The sequence below is a fragment of the Streptomyces sp. NPDC048255 genome (assembly GCF_040652415.1).
Classification (GTDB): domain Bacteria; phylum Actinomycetota; class Actinomycetes; order Streptomycetales; family Streptomycetaceae; genus Streptomyces.
In genome coordinates, this window is the sequence record NZ_JBEZMA010000007.1 from 1 (window position 1) to 15,161 (window position 15,161).

Here is a 15,161-nt window from a genome sequence, read left to right on the forward strand (position 1 = left end):
CGGCGGTGTGCGGTTCGGCTTTGCCGGGGCCTGGTCGGTGGGGTCGGTCCGCGGTGCCCCTCCGGGCTGTCTCCTCGGCTCGCGCACTGAGCCCCTGCTGCGCAAGTGGGACCCAGGTTGCGCGCTCGTCCTGCGGGGACAGCCCTGCGCGGCACCACTCCCCTCCACCCCGAGTTCCCGGACAGCCGCCAGGCCCCGCTTCCGAAGCCGAGGCGTGGGACGGGGGCGCGCAGGAGAGTCCCCGCAGGACGAGCGCGCAACCCAGGCCGGAAGCTTCGTAGCCGGGGCTAAGTGCGCGAGCCGAGGAGACGCTCCGGAGCGGCCCCGGCCCACCCCCGCCACGGCTTTCGACGGTGACGGGGCCGGCTTCCGGAGCCCGGGCCCCACCCCGGAACGGCTTCCGGCGGTGACGGGTCTGGCTTCCGAAGCCTGGGCACCCACCCCGGAACGGCTTCCGAGGGTGGCGGGGTTGGCTTCCGGAGCCTGGGCGTGGGGTGGGGACGCGCAGGAGGGTCCCCGCAGGACGAGCGCGCAACCTGGGCCGGGCATTCGCAGCCGGGGTTAAGTGCGCGAGCCGAGGAGACGCTCCGGAGCGGCCCCGCCCCACACCCGTACGCCGGTAAGCCCGGCAGGGCCGGGGCCGTACCCGCCGAGCTGCCCGCAGGGGCCCGGCAGGGCCGGGGCCGCGCTCGCCGAGCTGCCCGCAGGGGCCCGGCGGGGCCGGGGCCGCGCTCGCCGAGCTGTCCGCAGGGGCCCGGCGGGGCCGGGGCCGTACCCGCCGAGCTGCCCGCAGGGGACCGGCAGGGCCGAGCCCGCGCCCGCCGAGCCCTCGCAGGGGCAACGCAGAGCCCAGGCCCCACCCGCCAAGCCCCCGCAGGGGCAACGGCAACGGCAACGGCTACGGGAGGTAGCGCTCGATGACCTGCGGGCCCTCCTTCTCGATCAGCTTGCGGGCCTTCTCGACCCGCTCCGGAGTCGGGTCGTGGCCTGTCGCCATCACGAGGTCCTCGGGGTCGTACGGTCGCTCCCCGCCCGTGAAGAGCCGGTCCGACCGCGTCGGCTGCTGGTCCGATTCACTGTCCATCGCATACCTCCTCAGTGCCCCCTGGCCCCCATCCTCCGGCGGCGGCCCCATGAACGCACGTCGGCCGGACACCGGCGGCGGCCATAACGCCGGGGGAGGGGCCAACTGGCAGCTCCCGCACGCCGGTTCGGATTTCTACGGTTTCCGCAGACCCGCCCCATCCCCACCGGAAACCGAGGAGACCCCCCATGCTCAAGCGACACGCCCGCGCGGCGTGTACCGCCCTGGCCGCCGCCGGGCTGCTGCTGGCCGGTACGGGCGGCGCCACCGCCGACCCCGCCCCGCCCGCCCCCTCGGCGGCGACCACCCTGCGGACCGCCGACGCCCCGCCCGAGCTGCTCGCCGCCATGCAGCGCGACCTCGGCCTCACCCCCGCGCAGGCCAAGGCCCGGCTCGTCCACGAGGCCGAGGCGGGGGCCACCGCCGCCCGGCTCCGGGCCCGGCTCGGCGCCGCCTTCGCCGGGGCCTGGGTGGAGGGCGCCGACGCGGGCACCCTCACCGTGGCCACCACCCGCGCCGCCGACGCCCCGGCGATACGGGCCGCCGGCGCCCGGGCCGCCGTGGTCACCCGCACCCTGGCCGACCTGGACACCGCCAGGGCCGCCCTGGACCGGGCCGCCACCGCCGCGACCCCGGTCCGGTACGTCGACCCGCGCTCCAACACCCTGGTCGTGGAGGAGGCCGAGGCCGGGGCCGCCGCCGGGCTGCTCGCCGCCACCGGGACCGACCCGGCGCTGGTCACGGTGGTCCGTACGGCCGAGGCCCCGCGCCCGCTGTACGACCTGCGCGGCGGGGACGCCTACTACATGAACGGCAGCGGCCGCTGCTCCGTGGGCTTCCCGGTCACCAAGGGCACCACGAACGGCTTCGCCACCGCCGGGCACTGCGGCCGCGCCGGGACCACGACCAGCGGTTTCAACCAGGTCGCGCAGGGGTCCTTCCAGGCCTCGGTCTTCCCCGGCAGCGACATGGCCTGGGTGGCCGCGAACGCGCAGTGGACCGCGACCCCGTACGTGAAGGGCAGCGGCGGGGCGAACGTGCAGGTCACAGGCTCGGTACTGCAGCCCGTCGGGGCCTCGGTGTGCCGCTCCGGCTCGACCACCGGCTGGCACTGCGGCACGATCCAGCAGCACAACACCAGCGTCACCTACCCCGAGGGCACCATCTCCGGGGTGACCCGTACGACGGTCTGCGCCGAGCCCGGCGACTCCGGCGGCTCCTACATCTCCGGCAGCCAGGCCCAGGGCGTGACCTCCGGCGGCTCCGGCAACTGCTCCAGCGGCGGAACCACCTTCTTCCAGCCGCTGAACCCGATCCTGTCCGCGTACGGCCTGACCCTCAAGGTCAGCGGCAGCGACCCGGGCCCCGGCCCCGGTGACCCCGAGCCGGGCGGCACCTGGAAGGCGGGCACGGTCTACGCGACCGGCGCCACCGTCACCTACGGCGGAGCCGGCTACCGCTGCCTCCAGGGCCACCAGGCCCAGACGGGTTGGGAGCCGCCGAACGTCCCGGCGCTCTGGCAGCGCATTTAAGGGCGCACTTTTTTGGGGGGGTGTCTCGCCGATCAGGCCGGGACAGGGGGTGCCGTGGCTGCCAAGGGGGGAGCCACGGCGCCCCCGCGTCCCGCCACGCCGCGGGTCAGATGCTCAGCGCCGCCGCCACCGAGGCCAGCGCGCCGACGGCGACCAGCGCGCCGCAGATGGCCAGGTTCACCCGGCGGTGCTCCCAGAAGACCGCGACGAACTCGCGCAGCGTGGCGGTCGGCAGGAAGTAGCGGGCCGTCGGGGACCCCACGACCTGCCCGTTGACCCCGGCCTTGCGGGCCATCATCGCCGCCCGGAAGGCGTGGAAGTTGTTGGTGACCACCACGCACCGGTAGCCCGGGAGGTCCGCCTCCATGATCTCCCGGCTGAACAGCATGTTCTCCTCGGTCGTGCGGGAACGGTCCTCCAGCCGCACGTGCTCGGCCGGCGCGCCCTGCGCGACCAGCCAGTCCGCCATCGCGCGGGCCTCGGAGACCTGCTCGTCCGACCCCTTGCCGCCCGACACGAGCAGCACCGGCGGCCGCCCGCCCCGCGCGATCTGGGCGTCGTGGATCTGCTGCCCCTTGCGCAGGCGCGAGGCCAGCAGCGGCGGTACCCGGTCGCCGCCGATCAGACCGGACCCGAGCATCACCACGTGGTCGACGTCGCCGCGCACCTTGATGCGGCCGTAGAGGAAGGCGTACCCGGCGAAGGACAGGAACACGAAGGAGACGTACGCGACGACCAGGGCGAGGGTGGCGACGGCCCCGGTGAGGACCGCGGAGTCGGAGGCGCCCACGAAGGCCAGCAGCGTGATCATCGCGAAGATCCCGAGGCCGGCGAGCAGCGACAGCAGGTTGGGCAGGCGCGTGCCCTCCTTGCGGACCATGGTCATGCCGTTGGCGACGAGGAACACCCCTGTGGCCACGAGGCCGAGCGTGGGAACCGAGAAGACGATCAGCAGGGCGGCGATCGCCAGCCAGCCCGGCAGTGCGGCGACTTGGAGGAGCAGGGCGAAGGAGACGGCCACGCAGGTCAGTCCGAGGAGCACGGCGTTGCGGAAACGGCGACGGTCCCTCCGCGCGCTTATGCAGAAGGTGAGGAAGAGCAGCGCGGCGAAGACGAAGGCGACCATGGCGCCATCGTAGGTGTCAGTCCGGGAGTGCCGTCCGGCGCACGGAACGCCCGGCCAGGACCCCGGTGCGGCGCCCGTCGCGCATCACGAACCGTCCGCCGATCAGGACGTGCGGGATGCCGGTGGGCAGCGCGCGCGGGTTCTCGTACGTGGAGCCGGCCGCGACCGTGTCCGGGTCGAAGAGGACGAGGTCGGCGCGCAGGCCCTCGCGTACGAGTCCCCGGTCGGGCAGGCGCAGCCGCGCCGCCGGGCGGCCCGCCAGGTGGGCGACGCACTCCTCCAGGCTGAGCACGCCGAGTTCGCGCACGTAGTGGCCGAGGTAGTGCGGGAAGGTGCCGTAGGCGCGCGGGTGCGGTTTCGCGCCCTGGAGGATGCCGTCGGAGCCGCCGGTGTGGACGGGGTGGCGCATGATCGCCCGGACGTTGTCCTCGTGGCCGACGTGCTGGAGGACCGTGGGCCCGAGCCGGTCGCCGAGCAGGAGCCGGCGGGCGGTGTCCCAGCCGTCCAGGCGGGTGCCGACCAGGGGCGCGAAGGCGGGATCGGTGACGCCGGAGATCTCGACCGTCGACCAGTCGACGGGGACGCCGTGGCAGCCGTCCGCGCCCTCCACCTCCAGTGCGTGGCGGATCCGTTCGGCCTGGGCGTCGTCGCGCAGCCGGGCCAGGACGGCCTCCGGGCCGCCCTCGTTGGCCCAGCTGGGGAGCAGGGCGACGAGGGTGGTGCAGCCGGGGGTGTACGGGTAGCTGTCGAGGGTGATGTCGGCGCCGTCGGCCAGGGCCGCGTCGAGCAGGGCGAGCAGTTCGCCGGCGCGGCCCTCGTTCTCGCCGAAGTTCATGGTGGCGTGTGCCAGGTGCAGGGCGCAGCCGGCCTCCCGGGTCAGGTCGACCATCTCGGCGTAGGCGGCCAGCGCGCCGTGGCCGTAGGAGCGGTGGTGCGGGCAGTAGTAGCCGCCGTACCGGGCCACCACGCGGCACAGCTCGGTCAGTTCGGAGCCGGAGGCGTACATGCCGGGGGTGTAGGTGAGTCCGGAGGACATGCCGACGGCGCCCTGGGCCAGGCCGTCGGCGACGAGCTGCCGCATCCGGTCCAGTTCGGCCGGGGTGGCGGGCCGGTCCTCCCAGCCGAGGGCGTACGCGCGGACCGTGCCTTGGGGGACGAGGTACGCGGCGTTGACGGCGATGCCCTCGCCCCCGAAGCCCGCATCGAGGCGGTCGAGGTACTCGCCGACGGTGCGCCAGTCGAAGTCGAGGCCGGTGCTGCCCGGACCGCCGCCGTTCCATCCGGCGATGGCGGCCCGCACCTCGCCGAGGGTGCGGTCGTCGGCGGGTGCGTACGACAGGCCGTCCTGGCCGAGGACTTCGAGGGTGACGCCCTGGGCGGCCTTGGCGCAGTGGTCCGGGTCGCGGAGCAGCGCGAGGTCGCTGTGGGCGTGCATGTCGGTGAAGCCGGGTGCGAGGGCGAGGCCGTGCGCGTCGAGGGTGCGGCGGCCCCCGCCCGGGATCCTGCCGATCGCGGCGATCCGGCCCTCGTGCACGCCGACGTCGGCGGTGTACGAGGGCCCGCCCGTGCCGTCGACGACGCGGGCCCCGCGGATGACCAGGTCCACGGCCGTGGCCTAGAAGAAGGTGCGCACGTAGTCGGTGACCGTGCCGTCGCCTTCCACGACCGGGATCAGCGGCCACTTCTCGAAGATCGTGCAGGGGTGGGACATGCCGAGTGCCACCCAGTCGCCGACCTGGAGGGTGTCGGCCGTGTCGGTCTCCAGCCAGGCGTGCTGGTCGGACAGTTTGACGACGCGGACCCCGGTGGCGGGCCGCTCGGTCCCGTCGAGCGGGTCGCGGACCAGCTCGGCGGTGGGCAGGCCGAGGTCGTAGGCGATGTCGCGCTTGCCGGCGTTGACGAAGGCCTGGGTGGGGGAGGGGCGCGAGACGACCTGGGTCCACAGGCGGAAGGCGGGCCGCAGGCCGCCCTCTTCGGGGTGCCGGTTGAAGGGGGTGAGGCGGGTGTACCAGCCGTGGTCGTGGGAGACGTACGCGCCGGAGCGCAGCAGCTTGAGCACGGGGCGGGACAGCTCGGGGAGCTCGGCGAAGACGTCGGCCACGGCGTCGAACCAGGCGGAGCCGCCCGCGCTGACGACGATCTCGTCGAGGTCCGCGTCGAAGCGGCCGGCCTTGTCGAACTCGACGGCGAGGCCGGTGAGGCGGCGCAGGTACGCGTGCACCCGGTCGGGGTCGGCGTCCGGGACCTCGGCCTCGTAGCCGGCGACGCCGACGAGGCGCAGGGCGGCGGCGCCGGCCACGGCGTCGGCGACGGCGCGGCAGTCCTCGTCGGTGCGGGCCCCGGTGCGGGCTCCTTCGCCGGCGCCGAGCTCGATGACGACGTCGACGACGGCCGGCTGGCCCCGGAGGGCCCGGTCCATGAGCTGGACGCCGCGGACGGAGTCGACGTAGCAGACGAACCGGAAGCCCGGGTCGGCGGCGAGTTCGGCGGCGACCCAGCGCAGGGCGGCGGCGTCGACGAGTTCGTTGGCGAGGAAGATCCGCTGGATGCCGAAGGCGCGGTAGACGCGGGCCTGGTGGGGGACGGCCGCGGTGATGCCCCAGGCCCCGTGGTCCAGCTGGCGCCGGAAGAGCTGGGGGGACATGCAGGTCTTGCCGTGCGGGGCGAAGGCGAGGTCGTGGCGGGCGGCGTACGCGCCGAGGGCGCGGAGGTTGTGCTCCAGCGCGTCCGAGTCGAGGGTCAGGACGGGGGTGGTGTAGCCCCCGTCGAACAGGTCCCGGCGCTGGGCGGCGAGCTGTCCGACGGTGAGGCCGTGCGCCTGGGCGTCCGGGGGCAGGCCCTTGAACCGGTGGTCGACCGGTTCGTCGGCGAGGTCCTTGACGGGGTCGCTGGCCATGCGGGTGCCTCCCGGGTGTTGCGTTGCGTTGACTGCAACGGTCGTTGCGTGTTCCGCTGCATGCTGTCTAACATCCGGATGACGACGGGTCAACGCGCGGCCGTCCGGTGCGGCACCGCTGCTGGGGCTCCGCCCGGACCCGCGCCTCAAACGCCGGCGGGGCTGGATTCGGCGGAGGCCGTCTGCCTGGCGCGGCTGGATGGCCCGCAGGGCAATTCCAGCCCCGCCGGCGATTGAGGCGCGGGTCCGGGCGGAGCCCGGGGCGCCGGCGGAGCCGGTGTTCGCAGTGACCGTACGAGAAGGGGCCGCATGAGCCAGTCGGTGGAACGCGCCCTCGGCATCCTGCCGTTGCTCGCCCGCGGCCCGGCAGGGCTCGGCGACGTGGCGGCGGAGCTCGGCGTGCACAAGAGCACCGCGCTGCGCCTGCTGCGCACCCTGCACGAGCACCGCTTCGTGTACCGGCAGGCCGACGGCCGCTACCGGCTCGGGGCGCAGCTCTTCGCGCTCGCCGCCGAGGCCGTCGAGAACCTGGACGTCCGGGAGATCGCGCACCCCCACCTGGTGGAGCTGAACAGGGCCACCGGTCACACCGTGCACCTCGCCCTCCACCAGGACGACGAGGTCGTGTACGTCGACAAGGTCGACAGCCGCTACCCGGTGCGCATGTACTCCCGCATCGGCAGACCCGTCCCCCTCACCGTCGCCGCCGTCGCCAAGCTGCTCCTCGCCGACCTGCCCGAGCCCGAACGCGAGGCGCTGGCGCGGCGGCTGGAGTACCCGCGCCACACCGCCCGCTCCACCCCGGACGCCGCCGCCTTCCTCCGCGAGCTGACCCTCGTACGGGAGCAGGGCTGGGCCACGGACCTCGGGGGGCACGAGGAGTCCCTCAACTGCCTCGGCGCGCCGGTGCGCGGGCCGGACGGGCGGGTCGTCGCCGCGCTGTCGGTCTCCGCGCCGAGCGTGGTCGTCTCCGCCGAGGGGCTGCTCGAACTGCTGCCCCTGGTCCTCCGTACCGCCGACACCATCAGCCGGGACTACTCAGGCTCCGGCCCCGTAGAGAAGGACGGTTCATGACCGAGAAGACCGCGATCACCCCCGACACCCACACGGCGCCGCCCGCGAGGTTCTCGCACGGGGTGCGCAAGGGGAACATCCTCCAGGTCGCCGGCCAGGTCGGCTTCCTGCCGCACGTGGACGGTCAGCCGCCCACGCCCGCCGGGCCGACGCTGCGCGAGCAGACCCTCCAGACGCTGGAGAACGTCCGCTCCGTGCTGGAGGCGGGCGGCGCGGGCTGGGACGACGTGATGATGATCCGCGTCTACCTCACGGACACCGCGCACTTCGCCGAGATGAACGGGATCTACAACACCTACTTCGAGGAGCAGGGCCTCAAGGAGGTGCCGGCCGCCCGGACGACCGTGTACGTGGGCCTGCCGGCCGGGCTGCTCATCGAGATCGACGCGCTCGCCGTTCTGGGCTGAGGCACGCGGACGGGGCGCCCCCCTGGCGGTGGGGCGCCCCTGAGGGGTCCTGCGGTCAGGCGGTGCAGTACTGGGCTTCCTTGCCGATCGAGCGGTACATGCAGTCGGCGTTCTCCAGCAGCTGGAGCACGGCCTCCTTGTTGCGCGAGGTCTCGCGGTCGATCACCTCGTCGGGCGGGTAGAAGCCGCCGCCGCCCGCGCTCGCCGGGTACATCTCGAAGGTGTATGCGAAGATCTTCTGGCTGCCCCACAGCCAGTCGTCGATCGTCCCGTCCGTGATGTAGAGGTCGCTCGACTGCTCCGGGGTGTAGCCGTTGCTCGCCGCCATGCTCGTGCCGATCTTCTTGAACACGGCGAGGTCGTCGGCGGTCAGTCCGGGCGCGGTGTCGTTGTACGTCCAGCCGAAGGGCCAGAGCACCAGCTGGCTGTAGGTGTGGAAGTCGATCGATGCCTTGATCTGCTGCTTGCCGCCGATCACCCGGCTGCGGACGAAGTCGGAGACGACCTTCACCTCGGGCGTCGACTCGGGGGCCGTGCCCCGGTAGGTCTCGGAGCTCTTGCTGCTGCTGGAGCCGCCGCAGCAGCCCCACTTGTAGTTCCAGTTCCGGTTCTGGTCGGTGCCGACGTAGGAGGAGCCGGAGTTGGGCTGGCGGTTCTTGCGCCAGGAGCGGTAGGAGCCGGTGGCGATGTCGTACTCGCCGCCGTCCGGGTTGAGGTCCGGGATGATCCAGATCTCGCGGCTGTTGATCGCGTTGGTGACCCGGGACTCGGTGCCGTACTTGGCGCCGAACTCCTTCAGGAGGTACAGGGCCATTTCCACGGTCAGGTGCTCGCGGGCGTGCTGGTGCGCCGTGAAGAGCACCTCGGGCTCGGCCTCGTCGGTGGCGACGTTGTCACTGATCTTGATCGCGAAGAGGTCGCGGCCCTGGTACGACTTCCCGATGACCCGCTTGCTCATGATCCCGGGGTACTGGGCGATGCGCTGGTCGATCTCTGCCGTCGCCTCGGCGTAGTTGTGGTACCTGGAGTCCGCCGAGGGGAAGTCCATGGTGCCCGCCGCGATGCCGGGCAGGGAGCGGTCCGGCGGTCCGGGGAGGGCGGTGAGCTGGTAGCCCCGCGCGCGCAGTTCCCTGGCCTGCATGGTGTCGGCGCTGACGACGACGGTGTGGTCGTCCACCTCGTCGATCGACACCCCGGAGCTGAGCAGCGCCGTGCGGTCGGCGACCGTCGAGGGGCCGTGGATCCGGTACTGGACGATGGCCTCGTCCTGGGTGGCGGTGGACGGGGTGGGCGGTGGCGATGCCGTCGCGCTCATTCCGTAGGCGGGTGCGCCGAGGGCGAGTGCCAGCAGGGCCGCCGTGACGGCGGCCCTCCGGCGGGTGTGTAGCCGCATGCGTTCTCCTGGGTGGGGAGTGTGGGGGTAGCCGTGCGGACGTGCGCACAGCGTGCTCTCGTGGCATGTCCCGGTCAAGCGCCCCTCGTGCTCGCCGAACCGATTCAGGCCACCCCCACACGTACCGCCTAGGGGAGCGCGTGGACCTTCGGACCCACCGCGTTGGACCAAGCGTGGCCGGCCTTCGCGTCCCAGTTGGTCGACCAGGTCATCGCACCGCGCAGCCCGGGGTAGGTCTTCGAGGGCTTGAAGGATCCGCAGTTCGTGCCACGTGCCAGGCAGTCCAGGGCGTTGTTGACGACCGTCGGCGAGACGTAGCCGCTGCCGGCGCCGCTCGGGGAGGCCGGGACGCCGATGCCCACCTGGGACGGGTCCAGGCCGCCCTCCAGCTGGATGCAGGCGAGCGCGGTGAGGAAGTCCACCGAGCCCTGCGAGTAGACCTTGCCGTCGCAGCCGTTCATCGAGCCGCTGTTGTAGTACTGCATGTTGACGACGGTGAGGATGTCCTTGATGTTCAGGGCCGTCTTGAAGTACCCGCCCTGGGTGGACTGCATGTCGATGGTCTGCGGGGCCATCGTGATGACGAGCGAGGGGCCCGCCTTCGCGGACAGCGAGCGCAGCGCCTGCGTCATGTAGGTCGGGTTGATCCCGTTCTCCAGGTCGATGTCGATTCCGGTGAACCCGTACTCCTGCATCAGCGCGTACGCCGAGTTCGCCAGGTTGTTCGCGGAGGCGGAATCGTTGACCGAGATGGTGCCCTTCTCGCCGCCGATCGAGAGGATGACCGACTTGCCGGCGGTCTTCTTCGCGGCGATGTCCGCCTTGAACTGGGCGACGGTGTAGCCGCCGAGGCCCGCCGAGTCGAGGTTGAAGGTGATGGCGCCGGGCGTGGCGGTGGCGTCGGCGAAGGAGACGGCGATGATGTCGTACTGCGCGGAGACGTCGGAGATCTTCTGGACGGTCGCCCCGTTGTTGAAGTTCTGCCAGTAGCCGGTCAGTGCGTGCTTGGGGACCGCAGGGCCCGGGCCGGGGTTTCCGCCGCCGGTCGTGGTGCCCGTCACCGCGGCGGACCTGGGGCTCTCGCCCGCCGCGTTGTACGCGCTCACCTGGAAGGAGTACGAGGTGGCCGCGGCGAGCCCGGTGATCTGGGCGGAGGCGGAGGTCACGCTCTGCACGCGGACGCCGTCCTGGTACACGTGGTACCCCGTCGCCGAGCTGACCGCGTTCCACGAAAGGGTGAGCCCGTTCGCGCTCTGGCCGGAAACGGCGGTCCCGGCCGGGGCGCCGGGGACGGACGGGCCCGGGTCGGTGCCCCCGCCGCCGTCCGGGCCGAAGACGCTGAACTCGTCGACGGTGTAGGCCGGCTGGCCGTACCAGCCGTGCGTGTACACGGTGACCTGGGTGGTGCTGGGTCCGGTGGAGAAGGTCGTGGAGAGCTTCTGCCAGCCGGAGCCGGAACCGGGGGTCCAGGTGGACACGTCCTGCGTGCCCGTCCCGGTCGCGCCGAGGTACACGTAGGAGCCCTGCACCTGGGTGCTCAGCGTGTACGTCGAGTTCGGCTTGACCGTGACGGTCTGGCTGCAGCGGGCGTTGTCGGAACCGGCCGGAGTGGCCTTCAGGGCCCCGGCGCCGGCGAAGACGGGGGAGGAGACGGCGACGCCGCTGCCGCCCGAACACGACCAGTTGGCCAGGCCGGACTCGAAGCCTCCGTTACGGGCGACGTTGACGTCCGCGGCCTGGGCGGTGCCGGTGGCGAGGGCGGTCAGGCCCCCGGCGGCGAGGGTGGCGGCGCCCAGAAGGGCGAGGGAGCGTATGCGGTTCACGTGGGCTCCGGTGGGGGGAGGAATGGGGACGGGTGGGGGCCTGCCCGGTGGGGACGGGCAACTCAAGGCCTGCGCAGCCAAGTTGGTCCAGACCAATCCTGGTGTCAAGAGTCTTTGCAATGTGGCTTGAAATGGCCGAATGCCCGATCCTTGTTGTCCGGGTTTCCCGCCACCTGTGACATGTGCTCGTGTCACGGGAATTCCCAAGACCCTGCCCGGCCAGGGGTGACGCGGATATGGTGCTGGAGCAAGGGGGAAGGGCGTCGATCGTTTGCGGTCGCGCAGTGCGTGCGCGTACGCGACGGGCACGGTACGAGCGCGTCGCGGGGTCTGCGACGGGCGTGCGGACGTCCGTGGCGTACGGGGTGAACAGGGGGATTCGCGTGCCGACCGCCATCGCTGTCACCAGCGCAGACCTGGTGCTTCCCGCCCCCGACCGGCACACGCCCGGGGCCGCCGTACTGCACCCGCCCGGGAGCCTCGACCTGGAGGGCGCGCTCGCCGAGACCAGCACGCTGCTGGAGGGGCACGGCCACCTCGTGGCCCTCGTACCGTCCTGGCTGCCCCGCGCCACCGTGCAGCGGCTGCACACCGTACGGGCCATCCTGGAAACCGACCGGATCGCGCTCCTCGACATCGATCTGCCGCCGCTGGGGACCGCCCTGCTGGTACGTCAGCTGCGCCAGCTCAGCGTCTGCGACTTCAGCCCCGGAGTGATCGCCTCCGCGGCCCGCCTGCTGTCCCACTACATCTACGCGGGCGCCCTGCTGGGCTCGGTCGCCAAGCTCGACCGGGTCCCGGTCGGGCTCAAGGCGCACGCCAGGTCGTGGTCGCCGAGCGCGCAGTTCGCCGTACTCGCCCACCCGGCGCCGCACCTGGTCAGGCTGGGCGGCTCCGCCGGCTCCCGCACCGCACGCGGCACGCACGGCTCCCCGCGCTCACGCGGCTCGCACGGCTCCCACGGGGCGGACGCGGCCATGCCGGCCGGGCCCGAGTTCGCCACCCACCTCACCTTCGCCCGCGGACAGCTCGCCTCCGACTGGGTCGCGGCCGAACTCGCCCCCGCCTGGCAGGTGCAGGGGGTCATGGAGAACCCGCTGCCGGCCGACTCGCCCGCCTGGTGGGGCACCCAGAAGCTCGTCGAGTTCGCCGCCGGCATCCCGGACCCGAACGTCCTCTACCAGCTGGTCGCCTCGGTCCGCCGGGACGAGTGCCGCTGGTGCGGCCTCGAACTCATCGGCGACCGGTGCGGCTTCTGCTCCGCGCCGCTCACGGCGCCACCGCCGGCGTCACCGCCTTCGGCGGAGGCGGCCACCGCCCGGTCCCGCACCGACCGATCCGACCGCACCGACCGATCCGCCCGGCCCGAACGCAAGATCGAACGAAGAACGGCGAGGTAGTACGGCCATGAACTCACGCCAGCGCCGCGGCGTCATCCTGCTGCTCCTGTCGGTCCTGTGCGCGCTCGGGGCCTTCGCCGGCGTCCTCGTGGTGATCGGCGACGTCAATTCCAAGGTCGGGGCCGAGGTCGTCGCGTACCGCGCCAAGGGCGACATCGCCCCGTACAGCCCCCTGACGGAAGGGCAGTTCGAGGAGATCACCGTGCCCAGGCGCTGGCTCTCCGAGACCGCCGTCACCGACCTCGGCGCGCTCAAGGACAAGATCGCGCTCACCACCCTGAAGAAGGGCTCGCTGCTCCAGTCGGACATGTTCGTCGACCGGCCGCAGCTCCAGCCCGGCGAGCAGGAGATCGCCATCATGATCGACGCGGCGACCGGCGTGGCGGGCAAGATCACCTCCGGCGCGAAGGTCAACATCATCGCCACCTTCAAGGGCGCCAAGGACACCGACCCCTCCCGGTCGGTGATCATCGTCGCCAACGCCCGCGTCCTGGGCGTCGGCAAGCTCACCGCCCTGGAGAAGAACAGCGACCGCAACGGCCCGGCCGAGGCCGTCCCGATCACCTTCGCCCTCAACACCAAGGACACCCAGCGCGTCGCGTACGCCGAGTCCTTCGCGGAGCACGTGCGCCTGGCGCTGGTGGCCCCCGGCACCGACTCGGCGCCGAGCCCGAGCGACCGCACGTACACCCTCGACGGGGACAAGTAAGGCAGGCCCGGATGACCACCCGAATCCTCCCCGCGGCCGGCGACCCGGACGCCGCCCGCGCCATCGCCACCCTCCTCAGCCAGCTCCCGGCCGCCGAACCGGCCCTCCCGGTCCCCGACTCCACCACCCTGCTCGACACCCTCGCCCGCCTCGCCGCCGAATCCATCGACGAACTCCCCGAGGTCGTCCTGGTCCACGAGCGGATCGGCCCCGTCCCCGCCCTGGAGCTCATCCGCGAGGTCGCCCTGCGCTTCCCCGCGGTGGGAGTGGTCCTGGTCTCCTCCGACGCCGGACCGGCCCTCTTCTCCGCCGCGATGGACTCGGGCGCGCGGGGCCTGGTCGGCCTCCCGCTCTCCTACGAGGAACTGGCCGCCCGCGTCCAGGCCGCCGCCCACTGGTCCGTGGGCGTACGCCGCCACCTGGGGCGCGGGGCCGACGTGTTCACCGGGCCGGGCGGCCGGGTGGTCACCGTCACCGGCGCCAAGGGGGGCGTGGGGACCACATTCACCGCCGTCCAGTTCGCGCTGGCCGCGGCCGCCTCGGGACGGCGTACCGCACTGGTCGACATGGACCTCCAGGCCGGGGACGTGGGCTCGTACCTCGACGTGCAGTTCCGGCGCTCCATCGCCGACCTCGCCGGGATCCAGGACATCTCCCCGCGGGTCCTCCAGGACGCCGTCTACGACGACCGCACGGGCCTGGCCCTGCTGCTGGCCCCGGCGGACGGCGAACGCGGCGAGGAGGTCGACGACCGGGCGGCCCGCCACATCGTCGGGGCGCTGCGCAGCCGCTACGAACTCGTCGTCATCGACTGCGGGACCCAGGTGACCGGCGCGAACGCCGCCGCCGTGGAGACGGCGGACGTGGCGGTGCTGGTGACCACCCCGGATGTGGTCGCGGTGCGGGCCGCGAAGCGGATGGTCCGCATGTGGGAGCGGCTCCAGGTGCGCAAGGCGGAGGACACCGCGCTGGTCGTCAACCGCTGGAGCAAGCACACCGAGATCCAGCCCGCCCTGATCGAGAAGATCACCAAGACCCGGGCCACCCGGACCCCGGTCCCGGCCGCCTTCAAGGAACTCCAGGCGGTGGTGGACGCGGGCCGGGTCCAGGACCTGGACAACCGCTCCACCGTGAAGCAGGCCCTGTGGACGCTGGCGGGCGAACTGGGCCTGCTGGCCGGCCCGGAGGAGGCGGCGGGCGCCCAGGGCTCCCCGAAGGCCCTGGGCTCGGCGGGTCCCGCCGGACCGGCCCGTTCCGGCGGCTCGCCGGGCACCTCCCTGGCGGTCCGCGTGTCCGGCCCGGTGGCCCGTCTGCGCCGCGGCCGGGAGGGCTGACCGGTGCCGGCGGCGCGCAGACCCCGCCGCCGCGACCGGGGGGACCGCGGCCAGGTGGCGATCGAGTTCGTCGGCACGGTGCCGCTGATCCTGCTGCTGGTCGCGGCGGTGTGGGAGTGCGTACTGATCGGCTACGCGTTCTCCCTGGCCGGGAACGCGGCGGACGAGGCGGCGCGGGCGGGGGCGGTGAAGGGGGACGGCGCGTGCGCGGCGGCGGCCGGGGAACACATCGGGGGTGCCTGGGACCTGAAGGTGAGCTGCGGTGCACAGGGCGACATCTACAAGGCGACCGTCACCCTCAGCATCCCCGTCCTGCACCCCTCGCTCAACTTCGGTTCGATCGACGGCACGGGCGGCGCGGCGATGGAGAAGGAGGAGTGACG

At 73.0% G+C, this 15,161-nt stretch carries 13 protein-coding genes; 7 read left to right on the plus strand and 6 right to left on the minus strand.

Annotated elements, in window-relative coordinates:
• Positions 1 to 898 precede the first annotated feature (898 nt).
• On the minus strand, positions 899 to 1,084 hold the full coding sequence (locus tag AB0D94_RS08625) for a hypothetical protein (protein WP_362047664.1): 186 nt from the start codon (positions 1,082 to 1,084) through the stop codon (positions 899 to 901).
• A 188-nt stretch (positions 1,085 to 1,272) separates the two neighbouring features.
• On the opposite strand from AB0D94_RS08625, the gene AB0D94_RS08630 reads away from it, so the two are divergent.
• A complete protein-coding gene (locus AB0D94_RS08630) occupies positions 1,273 to 2,616 on the plus strand; it encodes a carbohydrate-binding protein (RefSeq protein ID WP_362047667.1) in 1,344 nt (447 codons plus the stop codon).
• A gap of 106 nt (positions 2,617 to 2,722) precedes the next feature.
• On the opposite strand, the gene AB0D94_RS08635 is transcribed toward AB0D94_RS08630, so the two are convergent.
• Genes AB0D94_RS08635 through AB0D94_RS08645 form a run of 3 tightly spaced genes read right to left on the minus strand, consistent with a single transcriptional unit; the run spans position 2,723 to position 6,638 of the window.
• On the minus strand, positions 2,723 to 3,742 hold the full coding sequence (locus AB0D94_RS08635) for a YdcF family protein (protein ID WP_362047670.1): 1,020 nt from the start codon (positions 3,740 to 3,742) through the stop codon (positions 2,723 to 2,725).
• Between the two features lie 16 nt (positions 3,743 to 3,758).
• Positions 3,759 to 5,348 carry a D-aminoacylase gene (locus AB0D94_RS08640; protein WP_362047673.1) on the minus strand — a complete coding sequence of 530 codons (1,590 nt, stop codon included), beginning with the start codon at positions 5,346 to 5,348 and terminating at the stop codon, positions 3,759 to 3,761.
• A 9-nt stretch (positions 5,349 to 5,357) separates the two neighbouring features.
• A complete protein-coding gene (locus AB0D94_RS08645) occupies positions 5,358 to 6,638 on the minus strand; it encodes an amino acid deaminase (RefSeq protein ID WP_362047676.1) in 1,281 nt (426 codons plus the stop codon).
• A gap of 309 nt (positions 6,639 to 6,947) precedes the next feature.
• On the opposite strand from AB0D94_RS08645, the gene AB0D94_RS08650 reads away from it, so the two are divergent.
• Positions 6,948 to 7,712: an IclR family transcriptional regulator gene (locus AB0D94_RS08650; RefSeq protein WP_362047679.1), complete on the plus strand. Its 765-nt coding sequence runs from the start codon at positions 6,948 to 6,950 to the stop codon at positions 7,710 to 7,712.
• A complete protein-coding gene (locus AB0D94_RS08655; RefSeq protein WP_362047682.1) occupies positions 7,709 to 8,119 on the plus strand; it encodes a RidA family protein in 411 nt (136 codons plus the stop codon). Before AB0D94_RS08650 ends, AB0D94_RS08655 begins: the two co-directional genes overlap by 4 nt.
• A 55-nt stretch (positions 8,120 to 8,174) precedes the next feature.
• On the opposite strand, the gene AB0D94_RS08660 is transcribed toward AB0D94_RS08655, so the two are convergent.
• On the minus strand, positions 8,175 to 9,512 hold the full coding sequence (locus AB0D94_RS08660; RefSeq protein WP_362047685.1) for a M14 family metallopeptidase: 1,338 nt from the start codon (positions 9,510 to 9,512) through the stop codon (positions 8,175 to 8,177).
• Positions 9,513 to 9,640: 128 nt separating this feature from the next.
• Positions 9,641 to 11,308 carry a glycoside hydrolase family 18 protein gene (locus AB0D94_RS08665; RefSeq protein ID WP_362048100.1) on the minus strand — a complete coding sequence of 556 codons (1,668 nt, stop codon included), beginning with the start codon at positions 11,306 to 11,308 and terminating at the stop codon, positions 9,641 to 9,643.
• 410 nt (positions 11,309 to 11,718) lie between these two features.
• Between AB0D94_RS08665 and AB0D94_RS08670 the strand changes: the two genes are divergently transcribed.
• The 4 genes from AB0D94_RS08670 to AB0D94_RS08685 are packed head-to-tail and all read left to right on the plus strand — an operon-like array spanning position 11,719 to position 15,159.
• Complete coding sequence (locus AB0D94_RS08670; RefSeq protein WP_362047688.1) at positions 11,719 to 12,735, plus strand: hypothetical protein; 1,017 nt, start codon at positions 11,719 to 11,721, stop codon at positions 12,733 to 12,735.
• Between the two features lie 7 nt (positions 12,736 to 12,742).
• Entirely contained in the window at positions 12,743 to 13,444 is a 702-nt protein-coding gene (gene cpaB, locus AB0D94_RS08675; RefSeq protein WP_362047691.1) for a Flp pilus assembly protein CpaB, read from the plus strand.
• An 11-nt stretch (positions 13,445 to 13,455) separates the two neighbouring features.
• Entirely contained in the window at positions 13,456 to 14,778 is a 1,323-nt protein-coding gene (locus tag AB0D94_RS08680; protein ID WP_362047694.1) for an AAA family ATPase, read from the plus strand.
• A 54-nt stretch (positions 14,779 to 14,832) separates the two neighbouring features.
• Complete coding sequence (locus AB0D94_RS08685) at positions 14,833 to 15,159, plus strand: TadE/TadG family type IV pilus assembly protein (protein ID WP_362047697.1); 327 nt, start codon at positions 14,833 to 14,835, stop codon at positions 15,157 to 15,159.
• Positions 15,160 to 15,161 lie beyond the last annotated feature (2 nt).

What these genes read in the sequence shown, in the direction of transcription:
- AB0D94_RS08625 (WP_362047664.1), bottom strand. Translation starts at nt 1,084, where the DNA reads ATGGACAGTGAATCGGACCAGCAGCCGACGCGGTCGGACCGGCTCTTC.
- AB0D94_RS08630 (WP_362047667.1), top strand. Translation starts at nt 1,273, where the DNA reads ATGCTCAAGCGACACGCCCGCGCGGCGTGTACCGCCCTGGCCGCCGCC.
- AB0D94_RS08635 (WP_362047670.1), bottom strand. Translation starts at nt 3,742, where the DNA reads ATGGTCGCCTTCGTCTTCGCCGCGCTGCTCTTCCTCACCTTCTGCATA.
- AB0D94_RS08645 (WP_362047676.1), bottom strand. Translation starts at nt 6,638, where the DNA reads ATGGCCAGCGACCCCGTCAAGGACCTCGCCGACGAACCGGTCGACCAC.
- AB0D94_RS08650 (WP_362047679.1), top strand. Translation starts at nt 6,948, where the DNA reads ATGAGCCAGTCGGTGGAACGCGCCCTCGGCATCCTGCCGTTGCTCGCC.
- AB0D94_RS08655 (WP_362047682.1), top strand. Translation starts at nt 7,709, where the DNA reads ATGACCGAGAAGACCGCGATCACCCCCGACACCCACACGGCGCCGCCC.
- AB0D94_RS08660 (WP_362047685.1), bottom strand. Translation starts at nt 9,512, where the DNA reads ATGCGGCTACACACCCGCCGGAGGGCCGCCGTCACGGCGGCCCTGCTG.
- cpaB (WP_362047691.1), top strand. Translation starts at nt 12,743, where the DNA reads ATGAACTCACGCCAGCGCCGCGGCGTCATCCTGCTGCTCCTGTCGGTC.
- AB0D94_RS08680 (WP_362047694.1), top strand. Translation starts at nt 13,456, where the DNA reads ATGACCACCCGAATCCTCCCCGCGGCCGGCGACCCGGACGCCGCCCGC.